Source organism: Paenibacillus macquariensis (assembly GCF_900156375.1).
Lineage (GTDB): Bacteria > Bacillota > Bacilli > Paenibacillales > Paenibacillaceae > Paenibacillus_AQ > Paenibacillus_AQ macquariensis.
Map to the genome: position 1 here is coordinate 46,645 of NZ_FTNK01000001.1, position 18,577 is coordinate 65,221.

Sequence of the window (18,577 nt, forward strand, 5' to 3'; positions counted from 1 at the left end):
TGTGATGATTTCATCATACCTTGTTCAAGCTTGCTCTGCATCTACTTTGCGGAATTAATACGCACACACTTAACATAATCCCTAATAAAAACATAACAATAACTCCGGTAATAACGGCTATTTGGATTGAAAGGAATTCTGCGGCCACTCCGAGAAACACGGTTGTGATTATAATAAGTATGGCTGATATAAAATCATTCAGACTTCCTATTCTACCCATTATATATACCGGGACATTACTTTGATAGAATGTAGTGAATCCTGTATTTACAAATGCTAGCCAAAACGCGAGGGTGAAAAATCCAACAGCAGCGTATAGAAATGAATGTGAGAACGCATAAATCATATAGCCACAGCAGACACCTATTGAACCCATCCCAATCATCAACGTCATGGCCAGTTTTTTTACAATAACAGTGTTCACGATAGCCCCTACAATAATACCTGCACCCGCAATGCTAACAAGAACACCATACTCACTTTCAGACATTTCTATTACTAGCGTTGCAAAGGAAGCCTCCAATGAGTCCACTACCGATGCCATGACCCACATTGTACTTCCAAATAGAAAAATGATAGCCCTAACATAACCGTTGTGTCGATAAAACTGTATGACCATATCCCAGTCCTTTTTCAATAACGCCAAAGATATCCTTTGTTGTGTTTCTGATTTCCCGTGCGTTGTTTGACTCTCCAAGTTCGGCATGAGTAACGTAATAACTCCTGAAATAAATAAAGCTATCGCATTCAGATAGATTGCAAGCACGGCTGAACTTACAACGAATAGAGCTCCCGCGATAGCTGGGCCCAGTAGAAATGCGCCAGAGTTGATTAAGGTATTCAGTGAATTAAACCTCGGTCTTTGTTCCTCTGGGATCAGTTGTGTTATGTAAGTCATTGATGTTGGTCCAAATATCGAACCTGCCATACTAATGAGAATAACAAGGGTATACATGTACCAGATGGAAGAACTCAACGGTAACAAGGTTATGATGACTGCGCGAAAGATATCTAGGAATACCATTACATTCCTCTTGTTCAATCGATCAATTAGACTTCCGGACCAGAGATTCGTGAATATTGTCGCTAACGGCTTCATAATATAAAGCCCCGAGACAGCAAGTGGTGACTTCGTAATATCGAGCACAATTAAGTTAAGTGCAATAAAGTAAATCCACGAACCTAAATTTGAAACTCCTATTCCAAATAATAACATCGAAGAATACTTCCAATAATCTGAAATTGGTTTCACTTTCATTGTGTTACTCCTTTCCAACAGCTCTTATATGAAATATGATGATGTTCATCCATCACCTCTAGATTGCTACAAACCAAATTCGTCATCTATATACGTGTAGACGACAAAAAATCTCACCCCCAAGACGTTAGTCTTGAGGACGAGATATGAAATTCGTGGTACCACCCCAGATTTGCTATTATGTTGCCATAATAACCTCTTCAAGTACGACATGATTGAGAATCATGTGTATACTCTAGCTCTATAACAGGAGCTCCTGTCATGCTATCCTCATAAATCAGGTTCCAACATGATACTCATAGACTTGTTTCAATAAATCATTCATTACTCCTTTTCACCCTTCGGAGCTCTCTGCTAATGAATTGCATTTATTTACTCTTCTAATCATCGTATTTACAATATTTTAACTATAATATCACTTCATGGCGTGAGATGATATACTTTTGGAAGAGTAACTCTTCTTCACTTTATACGAATCTTGTATCGCTCACGGATATATGCAGGATAGTTGAATATTGTGAAAGTAAGTGGTTGTTTATATGTTTTATTATCCATATATTGAAGATTGTGTTGCTCTATCGGCCCAGAGTCACTAAATCTACTTGTAGTACTTTCCTTAAGATTCTCCCGTTGGTGCTTGTTACCATCCGCGTCAGTAAACTCCCCTTCAAACAAAGAGTAACCCATATAATCTGCTGGATCGAGGCCCTTGAGGGAAAAATCCAATTGCAGATATTTATCGATAATTTCTATCCCTTGAAGGTCCAGTTTCTCGTCTGGTGTCTTAAGTAACTGCCCTTTCTCTGTGTCAATGATTACGGACATTTGATCTTTGTTGAGTGCACGAAACCAGCTTCCTTCAATGGTCAAAGTCTTAGGTACTTTGAAATACGGACTCTCAAAATTAAGAATTTGTCTATCCTTTAGAGAACCCATACTCCCAGATATACTTTTCCAAGCCGTCCCTTGATCGTCAATCAACTGTATATCCCCAGGCCCAAATATCTGTTTTGAATTTTCCTTATCATAGTCCACATACAAAGAAATGCGTAAAGGAGAGACGACAGCTTTATCAAAGGTGATACTCTGGCCTTCAATCTGGATAGTTTCGCCAATGATATACTCTTTTTGAAGCCCTTCAAATTTTTCTCGATCAATCGGTATGGTGACGTTAAACTCCGTACCACGATCATTATCTTTTGTGATTAAATTCTCTCCATCGCCTGCGAACATGTCTCTTTTCACATTGTCCAAATTCGATAATGGTGATTTCTTAAAAACGACTTTAAGTAGCACTGCACTAGGTAGTGACTTCCCTTGTGTGATTTCAACAACTATTGTCCCACGCTGAATTCCAAATTCTCGAATGTCTTCCTGTTTCCGTTCATCTGAATTATTGTAACTGAGTGAGGCCAATATTTTCTTACCTGAGGTATCCGTTAGAGATACATCATCTAATTCGACAGAACTATCCTTGTCCGGCAATTGAATATCGTAGAACACAACCATTCGGGAGTCATCTGCGATGATGCCTTGAACCGTGAACTTCATGCCATTATGCTCGTCGGAGACGCCAACAGGCTGGATGAAGTCGTTATCTAAAGCGAGTTGAATACCTTTATCCGATGTATTGTTGTTGATCAAATCAACGAACTTATTCAGACCAGGAATTTCCCTGACCATCGCGGCGAACACCGGTGATACTTTAATCGTGAACATGCAAGTGAAGAGTAGTACTGTCGTAAGGATCACGCCTGTAAATCGTCTTCGTCGTTGTTTGCTGCGACGTGTTGTCTCCATTTGCCCTCTCCGAATGCCATCCGTAATGGCAGCCTCAATCCGATCATCTAATCCACATGCTATTTCATATTCAGTTGGGTTGGACATATTCGTATTCCCCCTCCTTCGACAAATACATTCGAAGTTCTTTTAACCCTTTGTTCAGCCAAGTCTTCACTGTACCTTCCGGTTTCTCTAACAGATTAGCAATCTCACTAAGTGTCATATCCTCATAGTATTTAAGGATGATGATATGACGAAGCTTAGGAGCGAGCAGATTGATTGCCATTTCCATACTCATTTTGAAATCTAATTCAAGATCCGCAGCAAGCGGTTCAGTCACATGAAATAATGGCATCATTTTACGTTTTCTTTTTTGTTCGTCAATGCAGCATCGGATCAGAATACGTATTAACCAAGTCTGAAAATATATAGGTTCCTTTAACTTTGCAAGCTTAGTGTAGGCCCTGCATGTCGTTTCTTGGATAGCCTCCAATGCATCATTCTCGTCCTTTAAGTAAGCAACGGCAATTGAGTAAAGTTTCTTCTTATTGATGCTAACTAATTGATGAAATGCCTCATGGTCACCGCATTGTGCGGCCATCACCAGTTCTTCCGTAGACAATCCCCCACCCCGTTCCTTTCCATGATTAGACTCCCGAAAAGGCAAAAGGGTTTTAGTAAAATAAAATATTTTTATTTATTCAACAAATTTTTAACCATCTTAAAATTTTCTAATGACACGCCCTTGCGTTCAACAACCTGCGATTCCGTTAATTGATACCCGTGATGTTCAAAAAATGGTCGTGCCGTGATACTTGCTTCTGTATCCATTGCAATAAGACCTCGTTGTCTCGCTTCGGATTCTAAATTATCCACCAAAGATGAAGCTATTCCTTGTCTCTGGAAATCTCTATGTATATACAATCTATCCAAATGGCCCTCTTGAGTCATATCAGCGAACCCTACAATATTACCGTTGATCTCAGCTATATAAGTGACATTGAGATTGAAAGAATCTTTCCAAGTTATCCGTTTAAGCACTTCTTCTTCTCTGGGTGCCCAGACATCAAGTTGCTTTTGTGTATAGTGTTGTTTATTGACCGAATGCACTGTTTCATAGAACAAAGAGACAATCTGCCTTACATCCAAATCATGAAACTTTCTTATTTTCATTATTTCGCATCCTCCTTATAAAATCTTCACTCTACAAGTGTAGCACTTTATTACCTAACTTTTATTTACATATTTATACAATGTATACTATGATATTCGTGATCTTATCTGATGGATTATGAAAGTAGGTTTGCTAATGGAAGGATTTAAACGGGGACAAATCGCGCAAATGGCAGATGTGAATATTGAAACTTTAAGATATTACGAAGAACAAGGGCTCATTCAACCTCCGAAACGTTCAGAATCCGGCTATCGTTTATATACAGATGAAGTCCTGATCCGGCTCACTTTTATAAAAAATGCTAAGCTCTGTGGATTTACACTTAGAGAAATAAAGAAAGCTCTAACGAAGTCGGAAGATCATTCGATCAGCATCTCTGACTTTATTGATGTTATTGATAGAAAAATCAACAGTATCAACAAAGAAATTAGCAAGAGAGAGAATACAAAATCAATGTTGTCAGACTTGAAATCTAGTCTACAAGCAACGAATAAGCATCTCGATGTGCAGGATGTACTCCAGACCCTCAATATGAAATCTTAACTTGACCTTGTACCTTACTACAGGTTCTATAATCACTTTATTAACCTTGTAGGAGGAATTCACGTGCAAAAAACGGATGTAGAACAGCTCACAATGATCAAAAGTTATTTACGGCAAAACAGTAACTACGAAGGTAAGACTGTTGAACAAATTTGGCAATATATGGCGAAAGCAGCAGCGGCACTCCCTTAGCTTCCTGATATTATGGTCGAAAAGGTTGCTGTCGGGCATTTAAAAGGTGAATGGGTCAGTACTGAGGATAATAAACCAGAGACAGCGAAAGAAGTGATTCTTTACTTTCACGGTGGAGGATTTATCGCAGGAAGCTGCGAAACATATCGTGATCTTGCTGCAAGGATTTCGAAGTCTAGTGGTGTGAAAGTGTTGACGTTAGAATACCGTTTAGCACCTGAGTATCCCTTTCCCGCTGCAAATGAGGATTGCCTGAGTGCGTATCATTGGTTATTAGCAAATGGATATGCGCCTCATAACATCATATTGGGAGGCGATTCTGTCGGAGGTAGTCTTGCACTGATGACACTGCTATCTTTACGTGAGGCTAATGAAGTACTTCCGGCAGGCGCCTTTCTCATAACGCCGCATACTGATCTCGTGCATTTAGACGGGGAATCGTATCATAGTCGAGCAGAACTTGATCCTACTGGCAGTAGGCAGATTAATCTAAGGATTTTGAACGATTATCTAGGTAATGTATCACAGGAAGCGCCCCTTTTGTTATCCCCCTTGAGGATGGATTTAAGAGGATTACCCCCACTACTCATCCAAGTAGGTGACCATGAGGTTTTGTTAAGCGACGCTACTCGGTTTGCTGACCTCGCAAAAGCCGCAGGTGTCGAAGTCTCGCTAGAAGTATGGGAAAAAATGTGGAGTGTGTTCCACTTTTTAGCATACATGCTGCCCGAAGCGCAACATGCCATCACGAATATTAGCCATTTTGTGATAACAAGATTAAAGAAAGCATAGTAAATGTATTCTAACGGTCTTATACTGTGAAAACCCATGGAAGAATATACTTTCCCGTCCAGCTTAGCATTCCTGTAGAGCGTTAAATTTCAACTTTGAAAAAAACAGGCTCAGTATGATGAGAGTACACATAAACCAACCACTCATCTTAAGGAGGAAGCCCTACTATGAAGTTTAAAATGCAAACAAAATCAACTCATTGAATGAGTAATAAGTAATCCGACGAAGAGGAAAGGTTGCTAATCGAGCAGCCTTTTTTATATTCGCAAATTAAAAACACAAGGTGGAAAAAAATCTACTCAACGATCATCATATCTACATCTCTAGCGTTAACAATCCCCCTCACGGCAAATTCCGCCTCTTCAGAGAGTTATACGGGAGATGCAGCTCTCGGTATTGAACTTAAACTGGGTAGTGTTACAGCGCCAGCTAATCAGCCTATCTCTTCTAGTGAATGGGTTGCTCTGCTAGATCAATCGGCTAAACTTGCGGGTAGTTCGATCACTTTTAGTATGACTGAGACGACAACAGTATCTCGTAAGAATGCAGCGTATCTACTATATAAATCACTTCATCTAACAGATGAGCCAGAAACATTTACCGATATAGGAGATGATACGAGTCTTTCTCCCATAGTAGGAGCAGTGGTTAACCAGCAGTTAATGAATGGCGTTAGTGATACTCGTTTTGAACCGAATCGGGTGTTAACACAGAGTGAGGCTTCAGCTGTAGCCTACCGGGTATATGAATTACTTAAGCCATTTATTCTGAATGAAACGACGATTTCGGATATTCAAGATGCAGTTAGCAAAGGGAAATTGACCTACGAAGAGTTAACTCAAATGTATTTAGATCGAATTGAAAAATATGATGATCAAGGGATCAAGCTTAACGCGATCATTACGGTCAATTCAGATGCGCTTAAGCTAGCAAAGGCTATGGATGTGGAGCGAGTAGAGCATGGCGTACGTGGTCCACTCCACGGTATTCCTATTATTGTTAAAGATAATTACGCGACTGCCGATATGCCTACGACGGCTGGCTGTCTGTGTTTGAAAGACTCTATCCCTTCAAAGGATGCTGAACTAGTAGCTAAGTTGAAGAGTGCTGGAGCGATCATTATTGCTAAAGCAAACCTTGATGAATTTGCTTTAAATACGCAAGGAACAAGTTCGCTAGGTGGGCAAACATTGAATCCATATGCCTTGGATCATTATCCTGGGGGTTCAAGTGCAGGAACGGGTGCTTCCGTCGCAGCTAACTTCGCGTTGGCAGGCTTCGGAACGGATACGGGTGGTTCGATCCGTATTCCATTGTCCTATAATAACCTTGTTGGAATCAGACCGACCATAGGGTTGTCTAGTCGTGACGGCATTATTCCATTAGCGTTAACGCAAGATGTGGGTGGTCCGATGGCTCGTACAGTTACTGATGCAGCCATTCTATTGGATGCAACTGCAGGCTACGATAAAGATGATGTAGCAACAGCTTATATCGGACACATTCCAGCAACATACACAGATTCCTTAGTTGTGGATGGTTTGAAGGGTTCTCGAATTGGAGTTGCAACAGAGCTATTTGGAACTAAAGATAAACAGCAACCGGTGAGTGAACTTGTAAATGCTGCTGTAGATGATTTAAAAAGGCTAGGAGCAACAACTGTACCTATTACGATTCCAAACCTTGCAGAAATCTTTACCTATCCAAGCTTAAGTAGATACGAATCTAAGACTCAGTTAAATGAGTACTTGGCTGAGTACGCACCAGATGCTAGCTATCATAACCTTAGTGAAATTATTGAATCTGGACAGTTCTACGCTCAACTTAAAGCAACCTTTATTGTAAGAAATACGCGTAATCTAGAATCACAAGAGTATAAGGATATTGTATTGAAACGTACAAAATTGTCACGTGATGCAATCATGAAGGTGATCGCAGATAATAACCTGGATGCTATTGTATATCCTTCTACAACACAAACAGCAGCTGAAATTGGAGGAAGTCAAGACGCAGGCAATAACAACCGCTTAAGTGCTTACACAGGTTACCCTGCAATTTCCGTTCCGGCGGGTTTCACTTCTGAAGGTCTGGCTGCAGGTATTGAATTCATGGGCCGCACCTTTGATGAAGCTACAATCATCAAGCTAGCGTATTCATATGAACAAGGGACTCATAATCGTATGGCACCCGTTCTAGTTCCCTAAATAAAATCGGCATAACTCTATCATTAGAGGACAATGAATAGGAGGAACCCCGAGCCAATATGGCTTGGGGTTCTTCTTTATCGGTTAAGTTGGCCATTGGGTCTGAAGGCTAGACGAGAATGTATGTTTTTATTTCAAATTGAACATTAAGAAAAAGCGAGAAATCCAAAATGATATATGGATCTCTCACTTTTTAATTGTTATTTGAAGTTAGGGTCTTTCTTTCTTATTTAAAGTTTGAACGGTTATTTCATCCAGGATGGACCGACATCCTGAGCCATAAGCGGCTTCTGGCCACCAGAAGAATCGGATGGGTCTTGTATCGAATTAAGGCCTCTTCCCTTCAAGCCATATGACTGAATTGCATCTTCCGCCAACTGGCTTGACGAGTTACTCACTGATTTACCAAGAAGGGGAAGTACGATGGTTCCTTTATCCGAGTTAGGCGAGTTAATCTCGATTCCCCCTCCGAAGACGACGTTTTTATGGAATGAGTTCGGTAGAAATTTGAATGTATCTAACGGTGAGGTACTCTCTTGCTTCGTTGTAAGTATCGCTGTACCGCCGTTGGGTTTATACACAATATTGCCGGAAATTAGATTGTTTTCGGGTAAAAGAACCATTTGATAGCCAGGCCAGTGATTTTTGTAAAATATACCCACTGAGATATCAATACCGTCGTTATTGACGAATACATTGTTTGTAATTTTACTGTCTTTCACCCAACCGTAATGACCTACATAACCATAAGGAGAACCATTACGTGCGAGTGGTTCAAAGCCTGGCGTCAAATAATCCAGCTGATGGTTCTCGTCAAATACGTATTCCCCAGTCGTTAGCGTTAACGCTACACCAGAGACTTCTTGAACGTAGTTCTGACTTACGGTGTTACGATGTCCACTGATCCGGATACCTGTGCTATCAGCATAGTGGTTGCCAATAATAATGTTATTCTCGATCGTATTCGTGTTGCCGCTGCGACCGACAATGCCTCCTCGTGATTCCACAATGGTATTATAACGAACAACATTGTGATTGGATTTTAGCGATATAACCTCATCGTCTCCGTCAGCATGTTCAAATAAGTTGTTTTCAATCGTAAAATAAGCTCCATCATCACCAAGTTCATCATTGCCGCCATAACCCCAAATACGGAAGGTCTCCATGCCATTGGCATTGGTATGGTGAATGTTTTTGAAATAACTATGATCGACCACATTATATTTTTCGTTACCATTGCCGTTGTTCCCGATCACAGGTTGCATATGGTCTTTCCCTTCAAAACGACTATTGTCCAAACGATTATATGCTCCTCTGAAGAATGCCCAGTAATATTTCGTTGATGTATCACCGGGATTGAAATTCACTATGGATGTGTTGGTTATTCGACCATAATCGCTATTAAAAGTGATGACAGAGTCTTTACCATCTGGGGCTCTACCGTCAGTAAACAACAAGCCGTCAACGATTAGATGAGGGCGGTTTAAGGATAGTCCCGATTGGCCGCTAATGATGACTTTGCCAGGAGTTTCAGCATGTAGGGTTACCGGGTGCTCCGCAGTTGCATATGCGGAAAAGTCAATGTAGATCTCATTCCATGTTCCATTTGCCATAAGGATAGTATCCCCTGGCAGTGCAGAATGGAAGGCTTCTGTTAATTCGTTCGGGGTTGTTACACGCATAACCTCACCTCCGATGGGAATTTCGCCATAGATTTCAAACTCATAAATGGATATTCCGCTGCTCGCGGTATCGACACCCAATTTGACATATCTGCCCGTGATTGGATGGTCCAGATCTATGTCTGTCACGGTATCCTTTGTACCGGACGCCTTCGTCCCGGTACTTCCAGTATTCCATGTCGTGCCGTCACTGGAATATTGAATGGAATAGGAGGTCATTCGGCTCTGATATTCCGAAATAACAATTTGATCGAACGCGAATTCACGACCCAGATCAACCTGTAACCAATAAGGTTCTTGACTCGTGTCGCTAGCCCACCGCGAAGACGCTTGCCCATCCACTGCCCGGCTGGCATCATAATTTGGCTTATTCTGAAATACATTACTGGCGGTTGCTGTTTTACCCAGCGCAAGATTCGTTCGTTCCGCATAAATCATACGACTGCCTAAGGCTGAAGAAAGAGTACCTAAAATCAACACCAAAGTAAGCACCATTACAATGGATCTTAACTGCACATTTCTCTGGAGTATCATCATATTTTCCCCTCTCTAATAGGAAATAAGATCGTACTTAGATAGATTGAACTGTTTGCCCTGATGTTCAGGAGGGGGACCGCTTATTGACCAGTCCGTCATCACACTAAAGAATGGATTACGTTGTTAATGGAATCACCATATTCCAAGTGTTTTTCGCATCGCTAAATCCTTGTTTACCGTCCGAGACAGCAGCGAATAGATGAGTAGGAACCCCATCCTGAAACAATAGGAAAGGTCGCTCCAGATTGCCCATCGTTCTTATGATTCCGTCCTCCCAGCGTAGGGTACGGGAGTAAGCACGTGGATTAGCGGATAGTTCCCAACTCAATCCATCTACAGACAATGCATGAATACCACCATGTTTCTCCCCGGTAAGATGACCATCCATATCTTTGGCGATCAGTTCATAACCGTCCTTTGTATGCCATAGGAACGGATCCTCAATATGAATTTTCCCCGGCGGAAACACAGGTTTGTCACTGATAACACGGTAAGGTCCACTCCAGTGCTCTGCATAGGCGGCACCAATCGTCATATTTCCGTGTACATTCCCCTCATACTGACGCGCTTTGTAGATGAGTAATACGGAACCATCGTCGTGCATGCAAGGCGCAGGATTCGATATCAGGAAACTGTCAAAATGTCCGGGACGGGTTGGCAATATAGGTGTAACCGCCCTTTTCCAAGGGCCAAATATACTGTTTGATGTCGCCAGTCCTACACGTTTATTCGCCCGTGCGACGATACATCTCGGATCATCCAATCCGAATCCCTCACCCGAGGCCGGTTCCGGCAAAGGATGAGTAGATCCCATGTAATATAGTAGATAAGTATCACCATGTTTAACAATGTGCGGGTTATGGGTGCTGCGTCCGTCCCAATACTCCGCCCCGCGTGTAGGTAGCACGATTTCTTGATATTCATAGGGGCCTTCCGGCGTATCAGATACTGCACGGACAATTTCGGATGCTACAAGCCAGCCCGGGTGCATTGGAAGCCACTTGGGCCAACGAGAAGCGAACATATGAAAGCGCCCATCTTCATCGCGGATGACTGAACCGCACCAGACCCAATAATTCTCCATCCGAAACCCGCCATCCATGGGTGCCGGTAATAGCTTTCCAAACATATTGAGCATCTCCTAACTTTCTAAAATAATGCTTGAGGACCGACATCAGCAGGCGTAAGTGGCTGATTCATCTTCGGTCCGTTAAACATATATTCATCTGCACCAACATCCGGCGCGTATCGCATTTGTCCATCTATGTCTTCTAGGGCAAAGTACGGACTAACGGCCGCGTCAATAGCAGGACTGTAAATTGACAATCGTATTAATCCATCTGTACTACGAACTAAACGAAGCTCCTGTTTAGGGATCGCCCCGTTAATAATTGGGTTGTTGGAAATGGGAGCTATTCCTTCGACCATATTACCTTTGTACACTGGCCGCTCATTGAGCGGAGCTTTCACGACAGCATCCGTTTCATTAAATACCGTGCCTGCATGGCTGAAGATCAGATTGTTATATATCTTCGTACCCACAGGCTGATAAGTTTTTCCGCCGAGGGTAAAAGTAGGGGTGTTGTTACCTACATTAACAATCGTATTATGGTAAATCTGGACGTTATACTGTCTCCAGTGCCCGCGCAGTAATTCTGTCCGCTCCTCTGCAGGGAGACTATTTAGCACAGCTGATTGTTCATTGTTACCTCCCCAGCGAACGGTTGGATTGGTTCCCCCTTCAGGACCGCCATCATGTGTACCACCATCGAGTCGGATCACCTTATCTGTAAGCCCTTCCATATAATTGTTAAATATTTTGTGATCATTACCGTAGATACGGAAACCACTGAGCCCAGCTTGTTTACCATCGCCGATAATATAATTGCCATAGAATTCGTTGCGATTCCCATGACGTGATACGATCCCGCCATACGAATTGCGAATCGTATTATAACGGATAATATTATCACTAGTTTTCACCGAAATAACTTCGTCTTCCCCTTGTAAGCCATCAAATAAATTATATTGAATGGTGACAAAGCCTGATGAGAGCGACAGACTGGATAATCCAAGGCGAATCGCTTCCAGGCCGTTACTGACACGTGGACCAATGGCATGAAAATAGTTGTATTCGATCACATCATATTGTGAAATGCCTTGCCCACTATGGCCTTCACCATCGTAGATAAGGACTGCGCCAAAGCCTTTTTTCGGTCCGATATCGTTATAAGCAATCCGGTTGTGGCTGCTCGTTCCTTCTACACGGATATAATGCCGATTCGTTCCATTGTCAGTCAGCAGTTTGTCGTCCTCATACGATGTTAAGCCATCGTATACTTCCCCATTCGGATCGTAGCTGCTTTCTCCGTATCGGCAGCTACCCTTTACGTCAATTAGACACCATACAGAACGATTCTCAGCCTTAAATCGATAAGGCTGGCCTGTCTCATCCAGCGCGAACGTGTTACCCAGAATCGAAATTCGACTAGAGCTTTGCAACTGAACACCTGGATGAACACCTGTACGGGTATGGTTCGATAATCCACGTTCGATCAAGGTCTGATTCCCTGCTTCATCGCCGATACTATTTTGAAATTTGAGACCTGTCACCTCAATGTAACTCGAATCTTCGATGTGCATATAGCTGTTACCAGTTATGATTGCCATGCCCGGATTAGCTGCCGTGATGCGGATTGGATAGGCCGCAGTGCCATGCTTTTCTTTTAGCACAAATGGACCATTCTGTTCATAAGTGCCATCCTTAAGTTCAATCCATGTACCGCTTACCGCCTGATCAAGCGCCTGCTGTAGCTGCGTTGCTGTATTAACTTTGATTTGCTTTAATACAGGAGGCAGCACATCGCCTTCCTTGATACTTCCCGCATCTGGAGGAGGAAGATTTGGTTCACCCGATCCTTCACCCGGTACGGTTCCGGTATAAAGCTCCACCTCCATAATGCTGTTCCAATTCCCTGAACTTCCACTTGCGTTATTTCCATATCCGACAATACGTAAATATCGGGCATCTGTCGGATGATCGAAGACATAGGTCTGCAGGATGCTGTCTTCTGGTTGAAGCTGACGGCTGGTTTGCTTCTGCAGAACGACTGTGCCGGGATTAAATTCAGCCGTATCAGAAGCTAGAATTTCAAAGCTCGAAAGACGTTCTCTTGCATTTAAAAAGGCAATTTTCACAAAAGTGACCGTTTGGCGCTGCCCCAGATCGAACTGTAACCATTGCCCTTGTCCAGAAGAGGACCATCGGCTTTGTTGACTTTCCGTATCCTCGCCCCATATTCCATCCAATACTTTGGCAGGTACATAATTCGTATCAGGCTGATATGAGCTGGCCGTTGCGGTACTCGTGACTTGTTTCATGCTGAAACCTCCTGTCTCGCTTGAAGCGCTAATCACTTGTGAAGGTAGTATCGTTAGTGATCCCAATAGAAGGGTTAGTGCCAGCCCGAGGATAGCTATAACTAGAAACTGTTGTCTTCTCGTTTTCTTCATTAACGTATTCAAAGTTGCTCCGCCTCTTTTCGTAGATTAATGTTCTGATGTGCTAAAAGATACGATGTTTCCAGCCACGAAGTTTAGCGAGCGCTTCCACATAAAAGTAATCACCATAGATTAAGGACACATCGACATTTGTATTCTCGGGCTTATGACCTGTTGCACCATGCAGGATTCCTTCGTGTTCAGGTTCGCTGAATGCTGAATATCCCTTGGATAAAGAAGCAATGATATGTTCAGCGGTCTTATGATATACAGCACCCATTTCTGGAGAGGATAGTTTAGCAAGTTCGAGCAGACCAGAAGCGGCAATAGCAGCAGCTGAAGTGTCACGCGGTTCAGTATCGCTATTGGGAACATGGAAGTCCCATGGCGGAACCATATCATCCGGCAGGGATGCGATAAAATGATTAGCCACCCGTTGAGAGGCTTGCAAGTATTTGGTATCACCTGTGTAACGATAGGTGTTAGCCATACCGTATAATGCCCAGGCATTTCCCCGCGACCAACATGATTCAGGTGAGTAGCCCTGCCCGCCTTTATATTCAAGTAGCTCACCGCTTGCTGGATCAAACACAGCAACATGACAAGTAGAGCCATCGGTGCGAATCATATGCTGTAAGGCCATGTCCGCATGAGCAGTCGCGATATGACTGAATCGTGGATCTTTACTCTCTTCTGCTGCCCAATATAGAAGGGATAGATTCATGAGGCAGTCAATGATAGCCCAACCTGGCAGATCTCGATTCCAAGCCCGCAGATACTGTCCAGCTAGATTAAAGCGACCTGCCAGAAAGTTTGCGGCAGCTAACCCGCGTCTTTTACCATCGGCATCGCCAGTTAACTTATATTTCAGGATGGAGGTCGGCAAATACTGAAATCCGACATCATGATGAAAGCGACTCTCCTCGAGCATTAACCGTTCCATACGGATATCCCAGTCCCAAGCGGCATCATGATACTTTATATCACCCGTCATATCGTAATAGATCCAGAGCATCCCCGGCCAAAAGCCTGAAATCCAATTGTCTAATGTAAGACCATCATATTCTCCATCCCGTGTAGCATGCGGTGCAAGCTCAAGTTCTCTCGTCATCAACCGATCTACCTTTTGCTGAGCTTGCTTCCACCAGACCTCTAAGTTTGGATTATTATCGATCGTTAATTTATTCAAGTTTCTTCCTCCCTAGTGTGATACAATATTTATCCTTTGATGGCGCCGATTAAAGCTCCCTTTACGAAGTATTTCTGAAGAAATGGATATACGAGTAGGATCGGAACCGTCGCCACGATAATGGTCGCGTGCTTTAATGTTTCACCAATAATGGCAACCTCTCCACCACTAGCACCGGTTGCCATCGAGCTGGCGTCGTTGAGTAATAACAGCTCACGTAGGACTAACTGAAGTGGATACAAGGATCGATCCTGTAGGAAGATCATCGCATTAAACCATGAGTTCCAGTGACTTACACCGTAGTACAGCAACATCACAGCCATCACCGGCATGCACAGCGGGATCATAATGCGGAACAGGATTACGAACTCATTGGCCCCATCGATTTTGGCTGATTCCTCTAGGCTATCGGGTACAGCATCAAACGCTGTTTTCATAATGATGAGATTAAAAGCGGATATCGCCTGTGGGATGATCAAGGATGCTAACGTATTTGTAAGCCCAAGTCCCTTTACTGTGAAATATAATGGAATGAGTCCACCATTAAAAAACATAGTAAATACGATGAACAGCATGAGCTGTTTGCGGTATCGCAGTCCTTTTCGTGATAAGGCATATGCTCCGAAACAAGTCAGGAAAATATTGAGCACGAGTCCGCTTACGACAATAATAAATGTATTTAAATAGCCTTTAGTAATCATTGGATTATCAAATACGAGTCGATACGCGTTTAGACTGAATTTTAGTGGTTTCCACAGAATTCCAGAATGTTGCATAAATAAGGTCGGATCGCTTAATGAAGCAAATAGAACATAAATTAATGGATACAATGCACATATAGTAAATACCGTTAACAATATATAGTTGAAGACATCAAACGCATTCTCGCCGAATGAATTGCTACTTAGTTTCCGTTTCATTTATTCATCCCCCTACCATAAGCTCGTGTTGTTCATCTTCCTGCTCAGCCAGTTTGCAGAGATTACCAGTGTGAAGTTGATGGCGGAGTTGAATAGTCCCACGGCCGAACTGAAGCTATAATTGAATTCCTGCAGTCCGAGACGATACACGTAGGAACTGATCACATCTGCGGTTTCATAGGTGGATGGATTGTAGAGGAGAATAATCTTCTCGCCCCCAACATTCATGAGCTTACCGATCTCCAGGATGAACAGAATAATAATCGTGGATATGATGCCGGGCAATGTTACATGAAGCATTTGCTTCCAGCGATTTGCGCCGTCGATTTTGGCTGCTTCATATTGCTCTTGATCAATACCCGCTAACGCTGCCAAATAGATAATCGTACCCCAGCCGATATTTTGCCATATCCCCGAGGATACGAATATAGTACGGAAGTATTCAGATTCGAGCAGTAAGGATACCCGTTCCCAGCCGAAGAAAGCTAGCAAGTCGTTAATTAAACCATCGCTCATTGTAAATTCCTTAATAATCCCACATACGACAACAAGCGAAATAAAGTGGGGCATGTACGTAAGGGTCTGTACAGTGCGCTTAAAGGCAGTTTTTCGCACTTCGTTTAACAGTAATGCCAGTATAATTGGTGCTGGAAAGCCGAAAAGAAGCTCATAGAAACTGATCATCAGTGTATTCTTAATTACACGCCAGAAATAAATGCCGTTGAAGAACGACTCAAAGTGTTCCCATCCGACCCACGGACTGCCCATGATCCCTAAGCGAGGAGAAAATTCCTTGAAAGCAATCAAAGCACCGTACATTGGATAGTAATGAAATATGGTGAAGTATAGAAGTACCGGGATTAACATGACATATAGCCAAGGGTTCTTTCTTATATCTTTCAGGAAACCCCACCTGGTGGAAGTATTTGTTCCAGAAGCGGTCAACAATGTTGATTTGCGCAATTGAGGTGGATGTTTCGCCATGCCGATCTCACTCCTCATTATCTATCTGTTAGCCCAAGGGAGGGATTTATCGAGTTCTACCCCCTGGGCTCTAATCTGTTATCTCTTGTTATATCGTTCTAAAGCACTCTGATAGATTTCGATTGCTCGATCAATACCCATCTTCTTAATCTGTGCTACATATTGATCGTAGCTCTCCATCGGCTCTTTACCGACGATGAACTTAACGAACATCTCCTCTTTATAGTTGCTCACTTCCATAACAATCTTGCCGAGCTCTTTGCTCTCTTCAGCGGTTGGAGTCAGAAAGGCTGGCAGTGTATGTTTCTTCGCATCCGTCTGTGACCACACCTTAACGGCCTCATCTTGCTGAGGGAGAGTATTCCAATTACGGCGTCCATCCGCTTCATAAGGACCATTCGGTTTAGAATATATCGATACCATCTGTTGCAGGCTGTATTTTTCATTGTTCTTAATCAGATCTGTATATACTGGGGCGCCGTTCTCCATCACATAGCTCTCACCTTCAATACCGAAGTTTAATAGCATCGCGCCTTCATCGCTGTATGCATAATCTAGCCAACGAGCGACCAATTCTGGATTTTTAGCGGAAGTCGTTATGGCTTTACTAGGTCCTGGATTGTATATGAAACTAAGTTGACCTGTAAACGGAACCTCACCGTTATTCAGCGTAGGATAAGGAGTGCCAACGAGATTAAACTTCGGATCCTGCTCCTTCATAGCATCCATCCACCTACCTATACCGCCGCTAAGCTGATGTACAGTTGCACCGGTCTGTCCAGTCAGAATCTTATTGTCTAATGCTTTGGTATCCGTGAGCGCGAAGTCCTTGTCAAATAATCCCTCCGCAAACCATTTACGGAACAAGGTCAGGAAATCCTTGTACTGCGGATCAATGGGGCCATATTTCACTTTTCCCTCATCATCAATATAGAAAGAGTTCGACGTATGATAGGCTCCGATAAAAGCATCGCGGATCTCGAAATTTCCTCCGGTGTAAGTTACACTAAGCGGTGCTTTTGCCCCTTTTTGATCTTTAAACGCTTTCAGAGTCGTTTCCCACTCAGCAATCGTGGTGGGTACAGGTAATTTCAAGTCGTCTAACCAGTCTTTACGTATCATTGGGCCGCGGAATACGAGTCCAGACGAATTGCGGATCATCGGGAAAACGTAATACTTGCCGCTATCCGTTTTAACCATCTTGTCGAGTTCTTTGTTAGCAGCCAGCTTCTTCTTGAGGTTCGGCGCATATTGATCAATGATATCGTTCAGCTCCAATATGACTCCATCACTAATCGCTTTCTCTGGTCCTCCAGGATAAGACCCTGCGCTGTGCCCCGTCCAGTCGTACTCGACAGTATCAAGAAGCTCATCAGAGGCAATCATGAGATTGAATTGTTCTTTCGACTGCTGTTCATTGGGATGGATGTACTTTACGTTAACCCCGGTTGCCTTAGCAAGAGCTTTGCCGAATGGCGTATCGGCGAGATCAGCATGGAATGTCACGGCGTTACTGTCTAAGACTTCCCAGGACGAGATCGTCTCGGTCGTATTGAGCGGATATGTAGAACCGATTTCCTCAGATGCACCTTTTCCATTGTCTCCTTGCTTCCCTTCCAACTTGTTACCGTTTCCTTGAGAACATCCTGACAGAATCAAGCTTGTTAACAAGACTGCAGATACTCCCACTTTCAAACGCCTCAGAAAGCATTCGTTTGCCAGCAAACGTCGTTCCATAATAATTCCCTCCCAAATTAAGGATAGTGTAATGAATCCCTTACAAAATGAAGTATACGAGGTCTATTGTTAAACAAATAAG

At 42.9% G+C, this 18,577-nt stretch carries 15 protein-coding genes and 1 other annotated feature; of the genes, 4 read left to right on the forward strand and 11 right to left on the reverse strand.

Annotation, left to right across the window (positions count from 1 at the left end):
• Positions 1 to 13: 13 nt before the first annotated feature.
• The 4 genes from BW961_RS00195 to BW961_RS00210 form a co-directional block, all read right to left on the reverse strand.
• A complete protein-coding gene (locus BW961_RS00195) occupies positions 14 to 1,252 on the reverse strand; it encodes an MFS transporter (protein WP_394327648.1) in 1,239 nt (412 codons plus the stop codon).
• A 138-nt stretch (positions 1,253 to 1,390) separates the two neighbouring features.
• Positions 1,391 to 1,655: a binding site (T-box leader), on the reverse strand.
• A gap of 65 nt (positions 1,656 to 1,720) precedes the next feature.
• Entirely contained in the window at positions 1,721 to 3,145 is a 1,425-nt protein-coding gene (locus BW961_RS00200) for a DUF4179 domain-containing protein (protein WP_068590361.1), read from the reverse strand.
• Positions 3,129 to 3,662, reverse strand: a complete 534-nt coding sequence (locus tag BW961_RS00205; RefSeq protein ID WP_068590359.1) for a sigma-70 family RNA polymerase sigma factor — start codon at positions 3,660 to 3,662, stop codon at positions 3,129 to 3,131. The genes BW961_RS00200 and BW961_RS00205 overlap by 17 nt, the downstream gene beginning before the upstream one ends.
• Positions 3,663 to 3,733: 71 nt before the next feature.
• Positions 3,734 to 4,213 carry a GNAT family N-acetyltransferase gene (locus BW961_RS00210; protein ID WP_068590357.1) on the reverse strand — a complete coding sequence of 160 codons (480 nt, stop codon included), beginning with the start codon at positions 4,211 to 4,213 and terminating at the stop codon, positions 3,734 to 3,736.
• Positions 4,214 to 4,349: 136 nt separating this feature from the next.
• Here BW961_RS00210 and BW961_RS00215 point away from each other — a divergent pair, with 136 nt between their 5' ends.
• The 4 genes from BW961_RS00215 (at position 4,350) to BW961_RS00225 (ending at position 7,945) form a co-directional block, all read left to right on the forward strand.
• A complete protein-coding gene (locus BW961_RS00215; RefSeq protein WP_068590356.1) occupies positions 4,350 to 4,757 on the forward strand; it encodes a MerR family transcriptional regulator in 408 nt (135 codons plus the stop codon).
• A 63-nt stretch (positions 4,758 to 4,820) separates the two neighbouring features.
• Positions 4,821 to 4,949, forward strand: a complete 129-nt coding sequence (locus BW961_RS31515) for a hypothetical protein (protein ID WP_280175174.1) — start codon at positions 4,821 to 4,823, stop codon at positions 4,947 to 4,949.
• Positions 4,950 to 4,961: 12 nt separating this feature from the next.
• Positions 4,962 to 5,741, forward strand: a complete 780-nt coding sequence (locus BW961_RS00220; RefSeq protein WP_082867637.1) for an alpha/beta hydrolase — start codon at positions 4,962 to 4,964, stop codon at positions 5,739 to 5,741.
• Positions 5,742 to 5,977: 236 nt separating this feature from the next.
• Entirely contained in the window at positions 5,978 to 7,945 is a 1,968-nt protein-coding gene (locus BW961_RS00225) for an amidase (RefSeq protein ID WP_244555830.1), read from the forward strand.
• A gap of 245 nt (positions 7,946 to 8,190) precedes the next feature.
• On the opposite strand, the gene BW961_RS00230 is transcribed toward BW961_RS00225, so the two are convergent.
• The 7 genes from BW961_RS00230 to BW961_RS00260 form a co-directional block, all read right to left on the reverse strand.
• Complete coding sequence (locus BW961_RS00230; protein ID WP_082867636.1) at positions 8,191 to 10,164, reverse strand: chondroitinase-B domain-containing protein; 1,974 nt, start codon at positions 10,162 to 10,164, stop codon at positions 8,191 to 8,193.
• Between the two features lie 115 nt (positions 10,165 to 10,279).
• On the reverse strand, positions 10,280 to 11,293 hold the full coding sequence (locus tag BW961_RS00235; RefSeq protein WP_068590351.1) for a glycoside hydrolase family protein: 1,014 nt from the start codon (positions 11,291 to 11,293) through the stop codon (positions 10,280 to 10,282).
• Between the two features lie 20 nt (positions 11,294 to 11,313).
• Complete coding sequence (locus BW961_RS00240; RefSeq protein ID WP_082867635.1) at positions 11,314 to 13,689, reverse strand: chondroitinase-B domain-containing protein; 2,376 nt, start codon at positions 13,687 to 13,689, stop codon at positions 11,314 to 11,316.
• 40 nt (positions 13,690 to 13,729) lie between these two features.
• On the reverse strand, positions 13,730 to 14,776 hold the full coding sequence (locus BW961_RS00245; RefSeq protein WP_082867647.1) for a glycoside hydrolase family 88 protein: 1,047 nt from the start codon (positions 14,774 to 14,776) through the stop codon (positions 13,730 to 13,732).
• A 107-nt stretch (positions 14,777 to 14,883) separates the two neighbouring features.
• Positions 14,884 to 15,774 carry a carbohydrate ABC transporter permease gene (locus BW961_RS00250; RefSeq protein ID WP_068590344.1) on the reverse strand — a complete coding sequence of 297 codons (891 nt, stop codon included), beginning with the start codon at positions 15,772 to 15,774 and terminating at the stop codon, positions 14,884 to 14,886.
• Positions 15,775 to 15,786: 12 nt separating this feature from the next.
• The gene (locus BW961_RS00255) at positions 15,787 to 16,758 is read right to left on the reverse strand and encodes an ABC transporter permease (RefSeq protein WP_082867634.1); all 972 of its coding nucleotides are present in this window, start codon (positions 16,756 to 16,758) and stop codon (positions 15,787 to 15,789) included.
• 78 nt (positions 16,759 to 16,836) lie between these two features.
• Positions 16,837 to 18,495, reverse strand: coding sequence for an extracellular solute-binding protein (locus BW961_RS00260; protein ID WP_068590343.1), 1,659 nt, complete (start codon positions 18,493 to 18,495; stop codon positions 16,837 to 16,839).
• Positions 18,496 to 18,577 lie beyond the last annotated feature (82 nt).

Excerpts from the sequence above, each read along its gene's own strand:
- BW961_RS00220 (WP_082867637.1), top strand. The coding sequence starts at position 4,962 with ATGGTCGAAAAGGTTGCTGTCGGGCATTTAAAAGGTGAATGGGTCAGT.
- BW961_RS00245 (WP_082867647.1), bottom strand. The coding sequence starts at position 14,776 with ATGACGAGAGAACTTGAGCTTGCACCGCATGCTACACGGGATGGAGAA.
- BW961_RS00255 (WP_082867634.1), bottom strand. The coding sequence starts at position 16,758 with ATGGCGAAACATCCACCTCAATTGCGCAAATCAACATTGTTGACCGCT.
- BW961_RS00250 (WP_068590344.1), bottom strand. The coding sequence starts at position 15,774 with ATGAAACGGAAACTAAGTAGCAATTCATTCGGCGAGAATGCGTTTGAT.
- BW961_RS00230 (WP_082867636.1), bottom strand. The coding sequence starts at position 10,164 with ATGATGATACTCCAGAGAAATGTGCAGTTAAGATCCATTGTAATGGTG.
- BW961_RS00210 (WP_068590357.1), bottom strand. The coding sequence starts at position 4,213 with ATGAAAATAAGAAAGTTTCATGATTTGGATGTAAGGCAGATTGTCTCT.
- BW961_RS00215 (WP_068590356.1), top strand. The coding sequence starts at position 4,350 with ATGGAAGGATTTAAACGGGGACAAATCGCGCAAATGGCAGATGTGAAT.
- BW961_RS00200 (WP_068590361.1), bottom strand. The coding sequence starts at position 3,145 with ATGTCCAACCCAACTGAATATGAAATAGCATGTGGATTAGATGATCGG.
- BW961_RS00260 (WP_068590343.1), bottom strand. The coding sequence starts at position 18,495 with ATGGAACGACGTTTGCTGGCAAACGAATGCTTTCTGAGGCGTTTGAAA.
- BW961_RS00235 (WP_068590351.1), bottom strand. The coding sequence starts at position 11,293 with ATGTTTGGAAAGCTATTACCGGCACCCATGGATGGCGGGTTTCGGATG.